Origin of the sequence: Micromonospora sp. NPDC048063 (genome assembly GCF_043202855.1) — a bacterium.
Classification (GTDB): domain Bacteria; phylum Actinomycetota; class Actinomycetes; order Mycobacteriales; family Micromonosporaceae; genus Micromonospora.
The window spans coordinates 76,545-94,779 of sequence record NZ_JBIDBG010000008.1 but is presented as its reverse complement, the minus strand read 5'-3'; the positions used below and the strand labels follow the sequence as shown (position 1 = coordinate 94,779).

Here is an 18,235-nt window from a genome sequence, read left to right as displayed (position 1 = left end):
CCACGCCCCGCCGTTGCGAGTCGCGTCATCTATTTGTGGGGTTACGCGGAGATCGAAGACGCGCTCCGCCTGCGGATGATCACGCAGCGTCGCCGGCCATCTCCTGCTGCTTGCGCCACCGGATCCCGGCCTCGATGAAGCTGTCCAGATCACCGTCGAAGACCGAGGACGGGTTGCCGGTTTCCTGCTCCGTCCGCAGATCCTTCACCATCTGATAGGGGTGCAGGACGTACGAGCGCATCTGGTCGCCCCACGCGCCGGTGGTCTCCTTCTTCAGGCCCTGGAGCTTGGCCTGCTCCTCCTGGCGCTTGACCTCCAGCAGCCGCGCCTGGAGCACCCGCAGCGCGGACGCCTTGTTCTGCAGCTGGGACTTCTCGTTCTGGCAGGTGACCACGATCCCGGTCGGGATGTGCGTGATCCGGACGGCGGAGTCGGTGGTGTTGACGCTCTGCCCGCCCGGGCCGGAGGAGCGGTAGACGTCGATCCGCATCTCGTTCTCGGGGATGTCGATGTGGTCGGTCTGCTCCACCACCGGCAGCACCTCGACCCCGGCGAAGCTCGTCTGCCGGCGGCCCTGGTTGTCGAACGGGCTGATCCGCACCAGCCGGTGGGTGCCCGACTCGACGCTGAGCGTGCCGTAGGCGTAGGGCACCTTCACGGTGAAGGTGGCCGACTTGAGGCCCGCCTCCTCGGCGTAGGAGGTCTCGTAGACCTCCGTCGGGTAGCCGTGCCGCTCGGCCCAGCGCAGGTACATCCGCAGCAGCATCTCGGCGAAGTCTGCCGCGTCCACGCCGCCGGCGCCGGCCCGGATGGCGACCAGCGCCTCCCGGGAGTCGTACTCGCCGGAGAGCAGGGTGCGGACCTCCATCTCCTGGATGGCCTTGGTCAGCCCGGCGATCTCCGACTCGACCTCGGTGAGCACCCCGGGGTCGGACTCGGCCTCGGCCAGCTCCAGCAGCACCCCGGCGTCGTCGAGGCGGGAGCGGAGGGTGGAGAGCTTGTTGATCTCGCCGTTGACGTACGACAGCTGGGAGGTCACCTGCTGCGCCTTGGCCTGGTCGTCCCACAGGTCGGGCGCGGAGGCCTCCTGCTCCAGGCGCGCCTTGTCCTCCTGCAGGCGGTCGACGTCGAGCACCGACTCGATGTTGCGCAGGGTGGCGTCGAGGTCCTTGAGCTGTTCGGCGTAATCGGCAGCGGTCACGACAGACAAGGGTACTGCTCGTGCGAGGAGTGAGCTTGCGAGCCCCGCAGTCACGAGCAAAAAGATGACCCTGCTCGTGCGAGGAGTGAGCTTGCGAGCCCCGCAGTCACGAGCAAAAAGATGACCCAGCTCGTGCGAGGAGTGAGCTTGCGAGCCCGATCAGCCGACCGGGGCGCTCTTCAGCCAGGACAGGGCCGCCTTGTGGTAGGCGACGGCGAACTCCAGCGCGCTGGCGTCGTACGTCTCGCCTTCCTTCTTGGCGTTCTTGACCTGCTCGCGGACCTTGGCGAGCGCCTCGGTGTGGTATTCGTTGGCCGCGGCCTGGAGGTTCTTGAGCTGGCTGGCGGAGTGCAGGTCGCCGAAGGCGATCCGCAGGGCGATCGGGTTGCGGATCGTGTCCCGCCCCGGATCCTCCGTCAACCAGCGGGAGAATGTCCGTTTCCCGGCTGCGGTGATCGCGTACGGCTGGCTGGAGCGCGGCCCGGGCTTGCCCATCCGGACGAGACCCCGCTCGGCCAGCACCGGCAGCTCCCGGTAGACCTGACTACGGGTCATCGACCAGTACGGCGCCAGCCGGCGCTCGGCGGCGGCCATCAACTGGCCACCTGTCATGGGGCCCTCATGGAGCAGCCCGAGCAGGGCCGCCGCCGTGGGGTTGACTCCGGAATCCGCCATGCCCATTACGCTGCCACTTTGCTGACGTGGCGTCCAGGATTTCACGGTTTCGCCACCCGGTAGGGCTTCCTATGTGCACTGTCGGCGCGAGACAGTCCGCGCCGGAGCGCCGATGTCTCAGAGCCGGCTGCGCAGCTCCCACAGCTCGGGGTAGAACCGGCTCTCGACCCGGGAGCGCAGGTACGCTCCGCCGGCCGAGCCCCCGGTGCCCGGTTTGGTGCCGATCTGCCGCTCGGCCATGAGCACGTGCCGGGCCCGCCACAGCGAGAACGCCTGGTCGTGCGCGACCAGCGCCTCCGCGAGGTCCCACAGCGGCCCGAACCGCTCCCGGTCGGCGGCGATCGTCGCGTACGCCGCGAAGCGCGCCTCCGCCTCGGAGACGTCGAAGCCGGCCCGGCCGAGCACGGCCAGGAAGCCGTCCCAGAGGCTCGGCTCGGCCAGCCGCCGCTCCAGCCGTTCCCGCTCGACGGCGGGCAGCCCCCGGAACCGGCGCAGGTAGTCCGGGTCCTTCAGGCCGGAGAGGAACTCGATCTCCCGGAACTGGGCGGACTGGAAGCCCGACGCCGGGGCCAGCTTGGTGCGGAAGGCCAGGAAGTCCTGCGGGGTCATCGTGTCGATGACGTCGACCTGGCCGATCAGCACCCGCTCCACCGCGTGGCAGCGCTCCAGCCGCACCCGGGGCAGGTAGGTCTCGCCGGCCAGCATCCGCTCCCGGGCGTCGGTCAGCTCCGCGAGCAGCAGCTTGAACCACAGCTCGTAGACCTGGTGGATGGTGATGAAGAGCAGCTCGTCGTGGGAGGCCGGGTCGGACTCCGGCACCTGTGCCGCGAGCAGGTCGGCCAACCGCAGGTAGTCGCTGTAGGTGAGCAGGCCACCCTGCTCGCCGAAGCGGGGGTCGTGCGCGGGGGTGGGGTGGGTCACAGCGGCCACGGTACCGCCGCCCGGCCGCCCCCGCCTCTCCCGCTACGGGTGTAAGGAAGGGGCCCTTCCTATCCAAAAAACGATAGGAAGGGCCCCTTCCTTACACCTCAGCCCATGTGCGGGTACGTGTGGTCGGTCGGCGCGACGAAGGTCTCCTTGATCGTCCGGGGCGACATCCACCGGACGAGGTTGTGCCAGGAGCCGGCCTTGTCGTTGGTGCCGCTGGCCCGGGCGCCGCCGAAGGGCTGCTGCCCGACAACCGCGCCGGTCGGCTTGTCGTTGATGTAGAAGTTGCCGGCGGCGTACCGCATCTTCTCGGCCACCGCGTCGACCACCCGGCGGTCGGTCGCGAAGATCGACCCGGTCAGCGCGTACGGCGCGATCGACTCGGCCTGGGCGACCACGTCGTCGAAGCGGGCGTCGTCGAAGACGTGCACGCCGAGGATCGGCCCGAAGTACTCGGTGGTGAACGTCTCGTGTGCCGCGTCGGTGCACTCGAACAGCGTCGGCCGGACGAAGTATCCGACGGAGTCGTCGGCGGTGCCGCCGGCGAGCACACGGCAGGCGTCGTCGTCGGAGATCAGCTCCAGCGCGGCGGTGTGCCGGTCGAACGCCTTGGCGTCGATCACCGCGCCGCCGAAGTTGCCGAAGTCGGTGACGTCGCCGTAGGTGAGGGACTCCGTGGTGGCGGCCAGCCGGTCGCGCAGCCCGCCCTCCCAGAGCGACCGCGGGACGTACGCCCGGGAGGCCGCCGAGCACTTCTGGCCCTGGTACTCGAAGGCGCCCCGGATCAGCGCGGTGTGCAGGGCGTCGACGTCCGCGCTGGTGTGCGCGACGACGAAGTCCTTGCCGCCGGTCTCGCCGACCAGGCGCGGGTAGCCCCGGTAGCGGGAGATGTTCTCCCCGACGGTCTTCCACAGGTGCTGGAAGACCTTGGTGGAGCCGGTGAAGTGGATGCCGGCCAGGTCCGGGTCGGCGAGCACGACGTCGGAGACCTCCTCGCCACGCCCGGTGACCATGTTGATCACACCGGGAGGCAGGCCGGCCGCCTCGAACAGCCGCATGGTGAAGTGCGCGGCGAACTGCTGGGTCGGGCCCGGCTTCCAGACCACCGTGTTGCCCAGCAGGGCCGGCGCCGAGGGCAGGTTGCCGGCGATCGCGGTGAAGTTGAACGGGGTGATCGCGTAGACGAAGCCCTCCAGCGGGCGGTGGTCGAAGCGGTTCCACACCCCCGGCGACGACATCGGCTGCTCCTCCAGCAGCTTCCGGGCGAAGTGCACGTTGAACCGGAGGAAGTCGACGAACTCGCAGGCCGAGTCGATCTCGGCCTGGATGGCGGTCTTCGACTGGCCGAGCATGGTGGCCGCGTTCAGGGTGTCCCGCCAGGGGCCGGCGAGCAGCTCGGCGGCGCGCAGGAAGATCGCGGCGCGCTCCTCGAACGGCAGGGCCCGCCACATCGGGGCGGCGTCCTTGGCGGCCTTGACCGCCGCGCGGGCGTCTTCGTGGTCGGCGTGCCCGGTGACGCCCAGCACGTGCGCGTGCTTGTGCGGCTGCACCACGTCGATCGACTCGCCGCCGGCCATCCGCTGCTCACCGGCGATGGTCATCGGCAGGTCGATCCGCTCGGCGGCCAGCTCGGCCAGCCGCCGCTGGAGCCGTTCCCGGTCGGCACTGCCCGGCTCGTAGTTGCGCACCGGCTCGTTGCGCGGCTCGGGTACGGAGAACACGGCGTCCATCAGGGCTCCTGGCGATCTCGACAGCGGTGGCGAAATCGGACCCGCGGGCACCGGCCGGACGACCGGCGCCGGACGCCGCAGGGGTGGTCGCGGCGGCGGGACCTCGCCCGATTGTTCCACGGCGCGACCCCCGTCCCCGCCCCCACCACCGACCGACCGGGGTGGGCCCGGCGGGCGCGTACGCTGGGTGGCCGGTGAACTGCCGGCCCCGCCGAGGGCCGGGCGTCCGTCGGAGGGAAGACGATGACCAAGCAGCCCGGCAGCTCCGCCGCCGCGGAGTCGGACCAGCCGGTTCCGGCCGCCGACGCCACCGCTGCCGAACCGGGGCGGGAGCCGGGCCCGGCCGACGCCGACGGGTCGGACCGGCCGGCCGCCGACGGCGACGGGTTCGCTCCGGCGCTCGCGCCCGGCGCACCGGTGCTCGCGCTCCTGGCGCTCGGCTGGCTGACCGCGATGCTCTGGTCGACCCGCGAGGCGATCAACTCGGCGGCCGCCGGGATCACCGCGATCAGCCTCTCCGCCTTCGCCCTGCCGGGGGTGATCTCGGCTGCGCTGGTCGCCGGCGCCGCCTTCGCCCTCTTCGGCGTCGACCTGCTCGCCCGCCGGGGCAGCGACCGGGTCACCCTGCGCTTCGTGGCCGCGATCGGCACCGGCCTGCTGGTGGCGCTGGCCGCCGCGTTCGCGATCAACCTGACGTACGCCGACAACGCGACCACCAACGTGATCGCCGGCACCACCGCCGCCGCGGCGACGATCGGCGGGGCCATCGCCGGCGCCCGCAGCGCGCCCGTGGTCGGTGCCGTGGTCGCCGCCGCCCTCGGCACGCTCGTCTTCGTGGTGGCCTTCAGCCGGGCCCGCGACCCCCTGTTCGACCTCTTCGGCGCCGGCGACACCCAGGAGTCGCTGCTCACCGCCGCCAAGTGGGTGTCGCGCACCGAGTCGCTGCTCGCCGGCCTGTTGGCGGGGCTGCTCGCCTTCGGCTACCTGACCTGGGCCCGGCGCCGGGCCGCCCGGCGGGAGGCGGCGACGCCCGCGCCGCGCTGGCCGGCGTACCTGCTGGCCGGGGCCGGCCCGGGCCTGCTCCTGCTCCTCGCCGAAGTGATCATCCGGGTCGGCGGGCGCTCCCTGCTCGACCTGGCCGGCGCCCTGAGCGAGGCGGACGCGGTGGCGCAGACCTCGCTGGGCACCTCCCGGGTCGACAACGGCATCTGGGTGCTCTTCGTCGGCGCCCTGACCGCCATGATCGCCTTCGGCCGCACCCTGGGCCCGGCCCACGCCGACGACGACGAGCCGGCCGAGGCCGCCCCCACCCGCTGACGCCCGGCACCGCCGGCGACGGCGGGGTCAGGAGGCGGCGCGGAGCAGCAGGTCCAGCTCGGAGACGTCGTACCACTCCAGCTCGTGGTCCTCGGCCCCGTCGACCGTGAACTGGGCGTCCGGGTCGCCGGCGAGGGCCTCGACGACCACCTCCGCCGCGGCGGCCACGTCCTCGGCCGCGTCGGCGCCGTCCACGTGGATCGCGGCGACGGCGGCGACGGGCACGGGCGCGCTCAGCTCGACCGCGCTGGAGCCCAGCTCCCCGTCGCCCCGGCCCACTGCCGAGGCGGGCAGGTCCACCGAGACGACCACCCGGCGGCGGGGCGCGTCGGGATCGGCCCGGAGCAGTTGCAGCGCGTCCTGGGCGGCGCGGGTGAAGGCGACGTACTCCAACTCCTCCTCGTCGCCCTCGGCGTACCACTCGCGCAGGGCGGGGGTCACCGCGTGCGCGGCGGCCACGGGGAGCCCGGGCCCGCGCAGGAGGGTCAGCATCGGGACGGTCGCCGGCACGTACACCCGGACAAGCTCCTCGGTCACCGGTCGTCTCCCCCGCTCAGGTCCTCCGCCGGCCTCCGCCGGTCCGGCGCCGATCATGCCGTACGCCGTGACCGTCATACACCTCGGACCTGCGCGACGGAAGCTCCCGGCCGGTGTGTCCCGCCGGACGCGTCGCCGCAGGTCCCGTCCGCCGGCTGGGCGACGTCGGCGGTCGGTGGCAAACTGAGCCAAACGACGCCGACCCCGGGAGTTTCCGTGGAACCGAGGTTCCTGCTGCTCTCCGACGTGGCCACCGAGCTGAACGTGTCGGACTCGCAGGTCTACCACATGGTGCGCAGCGGCGAGCTGCCGGCGATCAAGATCGGCGGGCGTGGCCAGTGGCGCGTGGAGCGTGCCCGGCTGGAGGAGTACATCGAGCGCAAGTACGCCGAGACCGCCGAGTGGGTGCGGAGCAACCCGCTGGCCGAACGCGACCCGGAGTAACCACCCGAACGCTCCCAGGCATTGACCGCCGGCTCTGCCGTGTCCGAGAATGGAGCCAGTCGAAGGCAAACGGAAGCAAACGCAAGATCACGGGAGGTCCGGATGACCGACTCGCGCCGCCCCGGCCCGCCGCGCCCTCCCGTCCGGCTGCGTCCCGCGCCCTCGTTCGAGCCGCCGTTCGCCGACGACGACGCCGCACACTGGCCCGCCCCGGCGCACGCCCAACTCGTCCTCGACCTGTTCGAGCCGGCCCGCCGCGACCCCGACCGGCCGCCCGGCCGCCGGGCCCGGGTGTCGCCCGCCCCGGCGGGACCCGGCCGCGGGTCCGCCGCCCCGCTGCCTCCGGGCGCGCTGGTGACCGCCACCCCCGAGGCCACCCGGGCCGCCCACCGCTTCGTCAGCACCTGCCTGGAGGTGCTCAACGACTACCGCCCGCCCGGGCAGCTCCGCCCGCTACTCGACCCGACCAGGGCGGCCGGGCTGCTGCCCGAGCTCGCCCGCGCCACCGCCCGGTCCGGCCCGGCACGCCGCCGGTCCACCCGGCCCGCCGTGCGACTGCGTCGGCTGCGGGTCTGCGAGCCGCGCGCCGCGGCCGTGGAGGCGGCCGCGGTGCTCGCCGGCGCGGGCGGGCGCACCTGGGCGATGGCGCTGCGCCTGGAGCACCGCCGCGGCACCTGGCTCTGCACCGCCCTCCAGGTGCTGTGAAACGCGCATCGAGCCGCGGTCGGCGAGGACCGCGGCTCGATGCGCTTCGACACGGGGCGCAGCCCCGCTCACCTGCCGGTCAGGCGCCGCCGTTGGGGGCGCCGTGGCAGCGCTTGTACTTGCGGCCGGAACCGCACGGGCACGGCGCGTTGCGGGACGGGCCGTTGCCGGCCTCCGCCTGCCCGGGCGCCGGGCGCCGGGCGGCGCTCGCCGCGACGGCCGGGCCGCGCAGGCCCGTCGCCGGGCGCTGCGGCGCGGCCGGGGCCGTCGTCCCCGGTGCGGCCGGGGCGGCCGGTTCCGGCCGGCCGACGCCGAGCGCCGGCGCCTGCTCGTCGGCGCGCTCGACGGCCACCGCACCCGCGCCGGCCTCGCCGTCGATGGTCGGCGCCGAGTACTGGAGGCCCTGCTGCTGCGGCGACCGGCCCAGGCCCTTGGCCCGGATCTCGACCGGCTTGTCGAGCAGCTGCACCTCCTCGGCCGCGGGCTCCGGCTCGTTGACCTGGACCTCGACGTTGTAGAGGAAGCCGACCGTCTCCTCCTTGATGCCGTCCATCATGGTGGCGAACATGTCGAAGCCCTCGCGCTGGTATTCCACCACCGGGTCGCGCTGGGCGTACGCCCGCAGGCTGATGCCCTCCTGGAGGTAGTCCATCTCGTAGAGGTGCTCGCGCCACTTGCGGTCGATCACCTGGAGCAGGACCATCCGCTCCAGCTCGCGGGTGCCCTCCGCCCCGAGCTGCTCCTCGCGCCGGTCGTACGCGGCGTGCGCGTCCTCCTTGAGGCGGGCGAGCAGGAAGTCCCCGTCGATGCCCGCCCGGGACCCGCCGGCCTCCTCCTCCAGCTCCTCGATCGTCACGCCGACCGGGTAGAGCTGCTTGAGGCTGGACCAGAGCTGCTCCAGGTCCCAGTCCTCGCCGTAGCCCTCGGAGGTGGCCCCCCGCACGTACGCCTCGACGACGTCGTCGATCATGTTGCGGACCTGGTCGGAGAGGTCCTCGCCGTTGAGCACCCGCAGGCGCTCGGCGTAGATCACCTGGCGCTGCTTGTTGAGCACCTCGTCGTACTTGAGGACGTTCTTGCGGATCTCGGCGTTCTGGCCCTCGATCTGGGCCTGCGCGCTCTTGATCTGGCGGGTGACCATCTTCGACTCGATGGGCACGTCCTCCGGGATGTTGAAGCGCTCCATGACCGCCTCGACCGCCCCGGAGCGGAAGCGCTTCATCAGCTCGTCCTGGAGCGACAGGTAGAACCGGGACTCGCCCGGGTCGCCCTGCCGGCCGGACCGACCGCGCAGCTGGTTGTCGATCCGGCGGGACTCGTGCCGCTCGGTGCCCAGCACGTAGAGGCCGCCGGCGTCGGCGACCTCCTCCGCCTCGGCGTCGCAGGCCTGCTTCCACTTGGGCAGGACCTCCTCCATCGCCTTGGCGTACTCCTCCTCGTGCTCGATCGGGTCGAGGCCACGCTGGCGGAGCTCGTTGGCGGCGAGGAACTCGGCGTTGCCGCCGAGCAGGATGTCGGTGCCGCGACCGGCCATGTTGGTCGCGACGGTGACGGCGCCCTTGCGGCCGGCCTGGGCGACGATCTCGGCCTCACGCGCGTGGAACTTGGCGTTCAGCACGGAGTGCGGGATGCCGCGGCGGCGCAGGAGCTGGGAGAGGATCTCGGAATTCTCCACCGAGACGGTGCCGACGAGCACCGGCTGGCCGATCGCGTGCCGCTCGGCGATGTCCTCCACCACGGCGTTGAACTTGGCCTTCTCGGTCTTGTAGATCACGTCCGGCCGGTCCTGCCGGACCATCGGCCGGTGGGTCGGGATGGTCACGACACCGACCTTGTAGACCTTGTTGAACTCGCCCGCCTCGGTCTGCGCCGTACCGGTCATGCCGGAGAGCTTCTCGTAGAGGCGGAAGTAGTTCTGGAGGGTGATGGTGGCCAGGGTCTGGTTCTCCTGCTTGATCTCCACCCCCTCCTTGGCCTCGATCGCCTGGTGCATGCCCTCGTTGTAGCGGCGCCCGTGCAGGATGCGGCCGGTGAACTCGTCGACGATCAGGACCTCGCCGTCGCTGACGATGTAGTCCTTGTCGCGCTTGAAGAGCTCCTTGGCCTTGATGGCGTTGTTGAGGTAGCCGACCAGCGGGGTGTTCACCGACTCGTAGAGGTTGTCGATGCCCAGCCGGTCCTCGACCTTGGCCACGCCGCGCTCGGTGACGGCGATGGTCCGCTTGGCGTGGTCGACCTCGTAGTCGCCCTCGCCGTCCTTGCCGGCCTGGAGCCGGGCCACCACGCCCGCGAACTCCGTGTACCAGCGGGCGGAGTGCTCGGCCGGGCCGGAGATGATCAGCGGGGTGCGGGCCTCGTCGATCAGGATCGAGTCGACCTCGTCGACCACCGCGAAGTTGTGGCCGCGCTGGACCAGCTCGTCCCGCGACCAGGCCATGTTGTCGCGCAGGTAGTCGAAGCCGAACTCGTTGTTCGTGCCGTAGGTGACGTCGCACTCGTACGCGGCGCGGTGCTCGGCGGCCGGCCGGTTGGGCAGGACCACGCCGACGGTGAGGCCGAGGAACTCGTGCACCCGGCCCATCCAGGCGGCGTCGCGCTGGGCCAGGTAGTCGTTGACCGTGATGACGTGCACGCCCTTGCCGGAGAGCGCGTTGAGGTAGACCGGCATGACCGAGGTCAGCGTCTTGCCCTCACCGGTCTTCATCTCGGCGATGTTGCCGAAGTGCAGCGCCGCGCCGCCCATCACCTGGACGTCGTACGGGCGCTGGCCGAGCACCCGGGCAGCCGCCTCCCGGCACACCGCGAAGGCCTCCGGCAGCAGGTCGTCGAGGGTCTCGCCGTCCGCGAGCCGTTCCTTGAACTGGTCGGTCATGCCGCGCAGCTCGTCGTCGCTGAGGTTGACGTAGTCGTCCTCGATCGAGTTGACGGCGGCGGCGATGGCCTTCAGCCGGCGCACCATACGGCCCTCGCCCGCGCGGAGGACCCTTTCCAGAATCGACACGGATCAACGCTCCCCTAGACAGTCTCGAACCATCGTAGGCGCTCCATCGGCGCGATGGTCACTGGTGGCGGCCCTCCGACCCGGCGAAACCGACATAACTCGCTCGACGCGCGCCGCCTCCGCCGTAATCCGGTTACGCCGTCCGCGAACGATCCGGCACGATGGCTCGGGTGGAACCCGTGGAGATCACCGAGGACGGCCTGCTGCTGCGACCCTGGCGGGCGACCGACGCCGACGCGGTGCACCGGGCGTGCCAGGACCCGGACATCCAGCGCTGGACCACCGTACCTCGCCCGTACCTGCCCGAACACGCGCACAGGTTCGTCACCGAGGTGGCCCCGGGGGACTGGGCGGCCGGCACCGGGGCGCCGTTCGCGGTCTGCGACGCCGCCACCGGCGAGGTGCTCGGCTCCTGCGGGCTGGTCTCGATCGACCCCGGCCACGGCACGGGCGAGATCGGGTACTGGACCGCGCCCTGGGCCCGGGGCCGGGGCGTCACCGTACGGGCCGCCCGGGCCGTCGCGCGCTGGGCCCTCGACACGCGGAAACTGCGCCGACTGATCTGGCAGGCCGAGGTCGGCAACCACGCCTCCCGCCTGGTCGCGCTCCGGACGGGCTTCCGCGTCGAGGGGCAACTGCGGCTGGCCGACCCCGCGCCGGAGGGCCGGCCGGACGGTTGGATCGGCTCGCTGTTCCCCGGCGAGGTGCCCGCCCCCGGCGAGACCGGGCCCGCCGGGCCCGGCACCCTGGAGGCCCGGCGGGCCGCCGTCTTCGGCCGCCCCCAGCCCGTCCTCTTCGCCACCGCCGGCGGCGATGAGCTGCGGCTGCGCCCGATGGAGGAGCGCGACCTCGACGCGGTCGTCGAGACCTGCCGGGACCCGGGGACCATCCGGTGGACCACCGTGCCCGACCCGTACGACCCCGCCGAGGCCGAGTCCTACCTCGTCTACTCGCGCGGCACCTGGGCGGCCGGCACCTGCGCCTGCTTCGTGGTCGCCGGCGCCGACGACCGGTACGCCGGCTCGATTGACCTGCGGCTCTCCCCCGCCGACCCGCTGCTGGCCGACGTCGGCTTCATGACCGCGCCGGCGAGCCGGGGCCGGGGCTTCATGCCGGCCGCGCTGACCGCCCTCGCCACCTGGGGCTTCACCACGCTGGGCCTGGCCCGGATCGAGTGGCGGGCCAACGTCGGCAACACCGCCTCGCGCCGGGTCGCCGAGAAGGCCGGCTTCACGGTCGAGGGCACCGCCCGGGGCGGGCTCACGCACCGGGGCGAACGGGTGGACGCCTGGGTCGGCGCGCTGCTCGCCGGGGACCTGACGTGACGCCCGAGGTGATCGACGCCCACGGGGTGCGGCTGCGGCCGTTCCGCCCCGGGGACGCCGCCGACCTGGCCGCCGGCTGCGCCGACCCGGTCAACCTGCGGTTCAACCCGGGCCTGCCGGAGCCGTACACCGATGCCGACGCCCGCTGGTGGATCACCGAGGGCGCCCCGGCGGCCTGGACCGCCGGCGGGGCCGCGTACGCCATCGCCGACCGCGCCACCGACCGGCTGGTCGGCGGGGCGGGCCTCGGCCAGGTCGTGACGCAGCGCCGGCAGGCCGAGGTGGGCTACTGGGTCGCGCCCTGGGCGCGGCGTCGCGGCGTCGCGACCGCCGCGACGCGGGCCCTGGCCGACTCGGCGTTCCGGTGCGGGTTCGACCGGCTGGAGCTGCTGACCCACGCGGAGAACCCGGCCAGCCAGCGGGTGGCGCTCGCCGCCGGCTTCCGCCACGAGGGGGTACGCCGGGCGGCCGGCCAGCTCCGCGGCGGCGTCCGGTCGGACCTGATGGCCTGGGTACGCCTCGCCGACGACCCGCCCGGGCCCACCCCCCGGCTGCTGCCCGACCTGCCCGACGGCCGGCTCACCGACGGCGTGGTGACCCTGCGCCCGCTCGGCCCGGACGACGTCGACCTGATGTACCGCCTGCACACGCTGCCGGACGTGGTGGCGAACCAGGCCCCGCCGGTGCCGCCCACCCGGGCGGCGATCGCGCGACGCTGCCGGCTGTCGGAGAGCGGGTGGCTGACCGGCAGCATCGCCCGGCTGCTGATCCTCGACGCGACCACCGGCGAACCGGTCGGCAGCTGCGGGATGTCCTACCTCGACGCCGCCGCCGGGGAGGCGAGCATCGGCTACGCGCTGCTGCCCGCCGCGCGGGGGCGCGGGCTGGCCACCCGGGCGGTGCGGCTCCTCGCCGGCTGGGCGTTCGGGCCGGTGGGGGCCGCCCGGCTGACGGCCGCCACCCTGCCCGGCAACGTCGCGTCGCAGCGGGTGCTGGAGAAGGTCGGCTTCCGCCGGGAGGGGCTGCTGCGCGGCCGGCTGCCGGGGCTGGCGGGCACCCGGATCGACGACCTGGTCTTCGGGCTGCTCCCCGACGAACTCCGCTGACCCGCGCCTGGTCGCACCTCAGGCGTGCGGTGGGCCGGAGGCCCGTCGTCCGGTCGGCCGTGGCGGCGGCGCGGGCCGCCACCACGGCGCCGGAGGATCAGAGGGCGAGGGAGATGATGCCGTAGTCGTAGGCGTGCCGCCGGTAGACGACGCTCGGCCGGCCGGACTCCTTGTCCTGGAACAGGTAGAAGTCATGGCCGACGAGTTCCATCTGGAACAGGGCGTCGTCGACGGTCATCGGCTCGGCGGGGTGCACCTTCTCCCGCGCGATGTGCCAGGGCTGGTCGTCGTGCTCCTCCTCGACCCGTTCCGCCACGGCCGTGGCCGTGCCGGCGCGGGCGCCGTCGACGGACGCCCCCAGGGGCGCGTCGAGGTCGGCGACCGGCAGGCCGGCGGTGGCGGCGGCGACGGAGAGCGGGGCGTGCCGACCCCGGTGGACGCGGCGGCGGTCGGCCGCCCGGCGCAACCGGGTGTCGAGCTTGGCGATGGCCGCGTCGAGCGCGCTGTAGAAGTCGTTCGTGCACGCCTCCGCCCGGATCACCGGGCCCCGGGAGACGCAGGTGATCTCGACGCGCTGGCAGTGGTCCGCCTGGCGGGGATTCCGCTCGTGAAAAAGCTCGACATCGACACGAATAAGTTTGTGGTCGTAGCGTTCGATCTTTGCGAGTTTCTCCGCTACGTGCACCCGGTAATGGTCCGGCACTTCGACGTTACGGCCCTTGACCACGATGTCCACGTGACCTCCCTAGTTCGGACGGTCGTTCGATCCGGCATCCGGTCGCGCGCATCTGGGGGAGGTCCCACTCGGCGTCGACCGGTCAGTGCGGCTACGCCTCCTTTCACCGCCGGGAGCGGGTGGGAAGACCTCCTACCCCCGACAGGCAAACGCTAACTCCTGTTCGCCCGGCAGTCACCCCCGGTCGCGGAGACGGCCAGAAATTTTTCACACCTCATACACCAACGGGTGAAACGGAAACACGATCGGTTACGACCGGTGCCGTTTCTCGGTCGCGGCGAGCACGGCGGCGACCGTCGGCGACAGCCCGCTCACGGTCAGCGCGCGCGCCACCGCGGCGAGGGTCGACCCGGTGGTGAGGATGTCGTCGAGCACCACGACCGCGGCCCCGCCCGGGGCGGGCGCGACCCGGGGGCGAACCCGGAAGGCGGACTCGGCCGCCGCCGCCCGCCCGGCGCTGTCCAGCGTCACCGAGTCGGGGCGGGGCAGGGCGCGCAGGGGCCGCCGCACCCGCACCGGCCAGCCCGCCCGGCGCAGCCGGTCCGCGCAGTGCCGGGTCAGCCGGCCGAGGTGGTCGCCGTACCGGGCGCGGGCCGCCGCCGCGGTGTCCGGCACCGGCACCAGCGTCACCGGCCGCGCCCCGCCGACCGCCGCCGCCACGACCTCGGCGAGCAACGCGCCGAGCGGCCGGGCCAGCCCGTGCCGGCCGTGGTCCTTGTACGCGAGCAGCGTCTCCCGCAGCGGGCCCGCGTACGGGCCGAGGGCGAGGCAGGGCGGCAGGTCGGGCGGGGCCGGGGTGGGGCGTACCGCCCGGGGCCGCAGCGCGTCCAGCGCCGCCGCACACTCCGGGCAGACGCCGTGCCGCAGCCCCTGCCGGCGTTCCCGGCAACCGGCGCACTCCACGGGCAGCACCAGGTCGGTGAGGTCCGACCAGAGCCCGCCGAGGCCCGGCATCAGTAGAGGAAGAAGGGGGCGGTCGGGTTGCCGGCGCGCGTCCCGGTCGAGGGCGGCGACACCTGCACCTGCTCGGGCTGGATCCGCTCGAACGGAGCGCTGCCGTACGCCACCTCGTTCGCCTCGTACATCGCCGCGCCGCGTGGCACCTCCGTGTTGGCCGGGTACGCGGCGAGGTGGGTCACCCGGGCGCCGATCTTGTCCTCCACCCGGCTGTCCCGGGTGCCGTCCACGCTGACCTCGTAGACCGCGGGGCGGCCGACCTCCCCCGCGAGGAGCAGCTTGTCCTCGCCGTACCAGTCGACGGCCGACAGGCCGGTCAGCCGGGTGGGCAGCCGACGGGCCGGACCGAGGGTGACCCCGCCCTCGGTGGGGGTCAGGGCGGCGACGTAGAGCGCGCCGCCGGCGATGACGGCGATCCGGTGCCCGTCCAGCGAGGCGGCCACCGCGGTCACCGTGCCGGGGACGCCCAGCGACACGGGGGTGAGCTGCGCCTGGGCGTCGAACCGGTAGAGAGCGCCGTCGGCGACCACCAACCCGGCCGGCTCGCCCCGGTCCGTCGAGCGCAGCCAGACCGGCCGGCCGATCGCGCCGTAGCCCCTGCCGCTGCGGTGGAAGACGGCGACGGGGTCGAGCCCGGCGCCGACGGACAGCCACTGGCGGCCGGCCTCCGTGACCACCAGCGCCGCCCGGATCTGGTCCTCCGCGCGGCTGAGCCCCGCCGACACGACGTTCCTGTTCGCCTCGGCCGCCACCGGCACCGTGGCGACCGTTCCGGCGGCGTCGGACAGCGGGTGGACGGCGCCCTCGTAGACGCAGAACCGCTGGTAGCCGTCGCCGACCCGGTACACCGGGTTCGCCTGCCGGTGCGCCTCCAGGTCGGGGATGTCCTTCCGGGGCTGGGTACGGATCTTGATCTCGAGCTGCCCGTCGACGTCGTGCAGCGACCAGGCGAGCTGCGTGGCGAGTTGCTCCAGGCGGACCTTCTCGTCCGGCATCTCCAGGTCGACCTCCCAGCGGCCCTCCGTCCGGGTGGCGTTGTTGATCAGGCGGGTGCCGTCCGGCAGCCCGGTGACCCCGGAGCGCAACCAGAGGGAGGGGCCGGCGGTCAGCCACTTCACCACCTCGCTGACCAGCCGCTCGTCGGGCACGGCGAGGGGCAGGTAGCGCTGGTCGGGCACCAGCCGGGTACGGCTGGAGTTCCAGAAGTAGATGGTCCGGCTCTGGTAGTACGCCTCGAGCGCGTCGACGCTGAGCAGCAGCACGTTCGGCGGGTTGGCCACGAACAGGCCCGGCTCCCCCTTGCCCTCCTGCCGGGGCGGGTTGCGCAGCTCGAACGTGTACGACGTGGTGCTCGTCTCCGGCGGGGCCAGCGTGCCGTCGGCGCGCAGCTGGCCGACCTGCTGCACCTTGAGGGTGACCTCGATCTTGCTCGGGGCGGTGACGATCACCGGCTCCTCCGTGAGCCGGACGACGGTCAGCGCGACCTCGCTGCCCTCCTTCACCTGGAGGCGGTCCTGGTCCTCCGGGGTGATGAAGTTCCGGACCCGCTGGTAGGCGCGGTCCGGCTCGCCCGCCGCGGCGGAGAGGAAGTTCTTGACGAACTGCCCCGGGACGCTGCCGCTCGCGCTGCGGTTCGGGGGCTCGCCCCGGATGCCGCTGGTGGAGCCGGCCTCGGCCGCCGGCCCGGCGCCCTCCACCCGGACCTCGGTGTTGGCCGGGATGCCGCAGCCGGCCGTGCCGCCCAGCAGCAGCGTGCCGCCGAGCACAGTGGCGAGCAGGCGCCGCCTCACGATCCCACCTCCGCGCGCCCCCCGGTCCCCTGCCGCCCCGGCCCGGCGGCCACCACGCCGTCGGCCGGGCCGATCGCGAGCACGCCGCCGCTGCCCGGGCCGATGGCCAGCAGGCCGCCCTCGCGGGGGCCGCCGAAGGGCAGGGCGGCGTCGGCCGGGACCAGCCGCAGCGGCGAGGTGGTCAACCGGTCGCCGGCCCGGGCCGGCAGGGTGAGCCGGAACTGGGCGCCCTGCCCGGGCGCACCCCACGCCTCCAGCCAGCCGCCGTGCAGCCGGGCGTCCTCCAGGCTGATCGACAGCCCCAGCCCGGTGCCGCCGGTCTGCCGGGCCCGGGAGGGGTCGGCCCGCCAGAAGCGGTTGAACACCAACTTCTCCTCGCCCGGCTTGAGGCCCACCCCGTGGTCGCGGACGGTGATCGCGACGGCCGTGTCGTCCATCCCCAGGGTGATGCGCACCGGCTTGCCCTCGCCGTGCTCCACGGCGTTGCCGACCAGGTTGCGCAGCACCCGCTCGACCCGCCGCGGGTCGACCTCGGCGATCACCGGCGTGGTGGGCACGTCCAGCTCGATGGGCACCCCGACCCGCTCGGCCAGGCCGGCCAGCCGGTCGGCCACCCGGTGCACGACCGGCACCAGATCGGTCGGCTCGGCGTCCAGCATCGCGAAGCCGGCGTCGAAGCGGCTGATCTCCAGCAGGTCCGTGAGCAGTTCCTCGAAGCGGTCCAGCTCGGCCTGGAGCAGCTCGGCGCTGCGCGCCACCGCCGGGTCGAACTCGTCCCGCTCGGCGAAGATCAGGTCGGCGGCCATCCGGACCGTGGTGAGCGGAGTGCGCAACTCGTGCGACACGTCGGAGGTGAAGCGGCGTTGCAGCCGGGACATCTCCTCCAGCCGCAGGATCTGCCGCTGGAGGTTGGTCGCCATCTGGTTGAACGACGCGGCGAGCAGGGCGAGATCGTCCTCGCCGTTGACCGCCATCCGCTGGTCGAGCAGGCCGGCGGAGAGCCGCTGGGCCGTCCGGGCGGCCACCCGCACCGGGGTCACCACCAGCCGGGTGACCAGGCCGGCGAGCAGGCCGAGCAGGATCACCAGGGCCGCGCCGGTGGCGACCACCGTCGCGCGGGCGTCGCCGGCCGTGTCGTCCTGCCGCGTCAGTGGCACGAGGTAGTAGAGCTCCACCTGGCCGAACTTGGTGGGCACGGGCGAGCCGTAGACCAGGTATTTCGTGCGCTCCCCGCCCAGCCGGCCGGTGCGGATCTGGCTGGCGACCTTGCCTCCGGCGACAGTGGCGCGCAACTCACGGCTGATCAGCGGCCGGACGTTGACCGCGGGCGAGGAACGCGGCTGGATGAGGCCGGCGTGGTTGTCGGCGGTGAGCGCCACGATCACGCCGGTGGTCTGCTGCGGGTCACCGCCGGCGAGGTAGTTGACCGTGCCGTCGACGGTCTCCTGGAACTGCGCGTCCTGGGGCTGGTTGTAGAGGCCGAACTGCCGCACCGCGTACGTCGCGCCGCTCTCCAGCCGCACCCGCACGTCGGTCTCGGCGTTCTCCACCAGGATGTTGGTGATCTTGTCGGCGATCAGGTAGGCGAAACCGCCCACCAGCAGGCTGGACGCGACCAGGGTGATGGTCACCACCCGCAGCTGCAGCGACCGTCGCCAGGTCTGGTGCAACCCGGCCAGCAGGCGCGCGGACCGGCCGCTCACGCCGCGCCACAGCTTCCGCGCGGCGGCGACACGCCGGTGGGGAGCTGTCGGCTGGGGGTCCGGGATCGGGGAGGTGGCCAC

At 73.3% G+C, this 18,235-nt stretch carries 15 protein-coding genes; 5 read left to right on the top strand and 10 right to left on the bottom strand.

Annotated elements, in window-relative coordinates:
* Window positions 1-79: 79 nt before the first annotated feature.
* From prfB to pruA, 4 genes are all read right to left on the bottom strand, one after another.
* Complete coding sequence (gene prfB / locus ACGFZ2_RS20520; protein WP_393455776.1) at window positions 80-1,201, bottom strand: peptide chain release factor 2; 1,122 nt, start codon at window positions 1,199-1,201, stop codon at window positions 80-82.
* A 159-nt stretch (window positions 1,202-1,360) separates the two neighbouring features.
* A complete protein-coding gene (locus tag ACGFZ2_RS20515) occupies window positions 1,361-1,876 on the bottom strand; it encodes a PadR family transcriptional regulator (RefSeq protein ID WP_350685626.1) in 516 nt (171 codons plus the stop codon).
* A 117-nt stretch (window positions 1,877-1,993) separates the two neighbouring features.
* The gene (locus tag ACGFZ2_RS20510) at window positions 1,994-2,797 is read right to left on the bottom strand and encodes a tryptophan 2,3-dioxygenase (RefSeq protein WP_393455773.1); all 804 of its coding nucleotides are present in this window, start codon (window positions 2,795-2,797) and stop codon (window positions 1,994-1,996) included.
* A gap of 107 nt (window positions 2,798-2,904) precedes the next feature.
* A complete protein-coding gene (pruA, locus tag ACGFZ2_RS20505) occupies window positions 2,905-4,533 on the bottom strand; it encodes an L-glutamate gamma-semialdehyde dehydrogenase (RefSeq protein ID WP_393455770.1) in 1,629 nt (542 codons plus the stop codon).
* Window positions 4,534-4,776: 243 nt separating this feature from the next.
* On the opposite strand from pruA, the gene ACGFZ2_RS20500 reads away from it, so the two are divergent.
* A complete protein-coding gene (locus ACGFZ2_RS20500; protein WP_393455767.1) occupies window positions 4,777-5,850 on the top strand; it encodes a hypothetical protein in 1,074 nt (357 codons plus the stop codon).
* Between the two features lie 27 nt (window positions 5,851-5,877).
* Here ACGFZ2_RS20500 and ACGFZ2_RS20495 read toward each other — a convergent pair whose 3' ends face one another.
* Complete coding sequence (locus ACGFZ2_RS20495) at window positions 5,878-6,387, bottom strand: DUF6912 family protein (protein WP_393455764.1); 510 nt, start codon at window positions 6,385-6,387, stop codon at window positions 5,878-5,880.
* 216 nt (window positions 6,388-6,603) lie between these two features.
* On the opposite strand from ACGFZ2_RS20495, the gene ACGFZ2_RS20490 reads away from it, so the two are divergent.
* Both ACGFZ2_RS20490 and ACGFZ2_RS20485 read left to right on the top strand, forming a co-directional pair.
* Window positions 6,604-6,831 (top strand): helix-turn-helix domain-containing protein, encoded by a 228-nt coding sequence (locus ACGFZ2_RS20490; protein WP_350685633.1) that lies wholly within the window; start codon window positions 6,604-6,606, stop codon window positions 6,829-6,831.
* A 102-nt stretch (window positions 6,832-6,933) separates the two neighbouring features.
* Window positions 6,934-7,536 (top strand): Rv3235 family protein, encoded by a 603-nt coding sequence (locus ACGFZ2_RS20485; protein ID WP_393455761.1) that lies wholly within the window; start codon window positions 6,934-6,936, stop codon window positions 7,534-7,536.
* A gap of 79 nt (window positions 7,537-7,615) precedes the next feature.
* Here ACGFZ2_RS20485 and secA read toward each other — a convergent pair whose 3' ends face one another.
* Window positions 7,616-10,537 carry a preprotein translocase subunit SecA gene (secA, locus tag ACGFZ2_RS20480; RefSeq protein WP_393258803.1) on the bottom strand — a complete coding sequence of 974 codons (2,922 nt, stop codon included), beginning with the start codon at window positions 10,535-10,537 and terminating at the stop codon, window positions 7,616-7,618.
* 161 nt (window positions 10,538-10,698) lie between these two features.
* Between secA and ACGFZ2_RS20475 the strand changes: the two genes are divergently transcribed.
* Window positions 10,699-11,862: a GNAT family N-acetyltransferase gene (locus ACGFZ2_RS20475; RefSeq protein WP_393455758.1), complete on the top strand. Its 1,164-nt coding sequence runs from the start codon at window positions 10,699-10,701 to the stop codon at window positions 11,860-11,862.
* Window positions 11,859-12,968, top strand: coding sequence for a GNAT family N-acetyltransferase (locus ACGFZ2_RS20470; RefSeq protein ID WP_393455755.1), 1,110 nt, complete (start codon window positions 11,859-11,861; stop codon window positions 12,966-12,968). The genes ACGFZ2_RS20475 and ACGFZ2_RS20470 overlap by 4 nt, the downstream gene beginning before the upstream one ends.
* Window positions 12,969-13,065: 97 nt before the next feature.
* Here the strand turns inward: ACGFZ2_RS20470 and hpf are convergent, their stop codons facing one another.
* From hpf to mtrB, 4 genes are all read right to left on the bottom strand, one after another.
* Window positions 13,066-13,704, bottom strand: coding sequence for a ribosome hibernation-promoting factor, HPF/YfiA family (hpf, locus tag ACGFZ2_RS20465; RefSeq protein WP_393258797.1), 639 nt, complete (start codon window positions 13,702-13,704; stop codon window positions 13,066-13,068).
* Between the two features lie 249 nt (window positions 13,705-13,953).
* Window positions 13,954-14,658 (bottom strand): ComF family protein, encoded by a 705-nt coding sequence (locus tag ACGFZ2_RS20460; RefSeq protein ID WP_393455752.1) that lies wholly within the window; start codon window positions 14,656-14,658, stop codon window positions 13,954-13,956.
* Window positions 14,658-16,451: an LpqB family beta-propeller domain-containing protein gene (locus tag ACGFZ2_RS20455; RefSeq protein ID WP_393455749.1), complete on the bottom strand. Its 1,794-nt coding sequence runs from the start codon at window positions 16,449-16,451 to the stop codon at window positions 14,658-14,660. Before ACGFZ2_RS20455 ends, ACGFZ2_RS20460 begins: the two co-directional genes overlap by 1 nt.
* The gene (gene mtrB / locus ACGFZ2_RS20450) at window positions 16,448-18,235 is read right to left on the bottom strand and encodes an MtrAB system histidine kinase MtrB (RefSeq protein ID WP_393258792.1); all 1,788 of its coding nucleotides are present in this window, start codon (window positions 18,233-18,235) and stop codon (window positions 16,448-16,450) included. Before mtrB ends, ACGFZ2_RS20455 begins: the two co-directional genes overlap by 4 nt.

What these genes read in the sequence shown, in the direction of transcription:
- ACGFZ2_RS20515 (WP_350685626.1), bottom strand. Translation starts at nt 1,876, where the DNA reads ATGGCGGATTCCGGAGTCAACCCCACGGCGGCGGCCCTGCTCGGGCTG.
- pruA (WP_393455770.1), bottom strand. Translation starts at nt 4,533, where the DNA reads ATGGACGCCGTGTTCTCCGTACCCGAGCCGCGCAACGAGCCGGTGCGC.
- ACGFZ2_RS20500 (WP_393455767.1), top strand. Translation starts at nt 4,777, where the DNA reads ATGACCAAGCAGCCCGGCAGCTCCGCCGCCGCGGAGTCGGACCAGCCG.
- ACGFZ2_RS20485 (WP_393455761.1), top strand. Translation starts at nt 6,934, where the DNA reads ATGACCGACTCGCGCCGCCCCGGCCCGCCGCGCCCTCCCGTCCGGCTG.
- ACGFZ2_RS20475 (WP_393455758.1), top strand. Translation starts at nt 10,699, where the DNA reads ATGGCTCGGGTGGAACCCGTGGAGATCACCGAGGACGGCCTGCTGCTG.
- ACGFZ2_RS20460 (WP_393455752.1), bottom strand. Translation starts at nt 14,658, where the DNA reads ATGCCGGGCCTCGGCGGGCTCTGGTCGGACCTCACCGACCTGGTGCTG.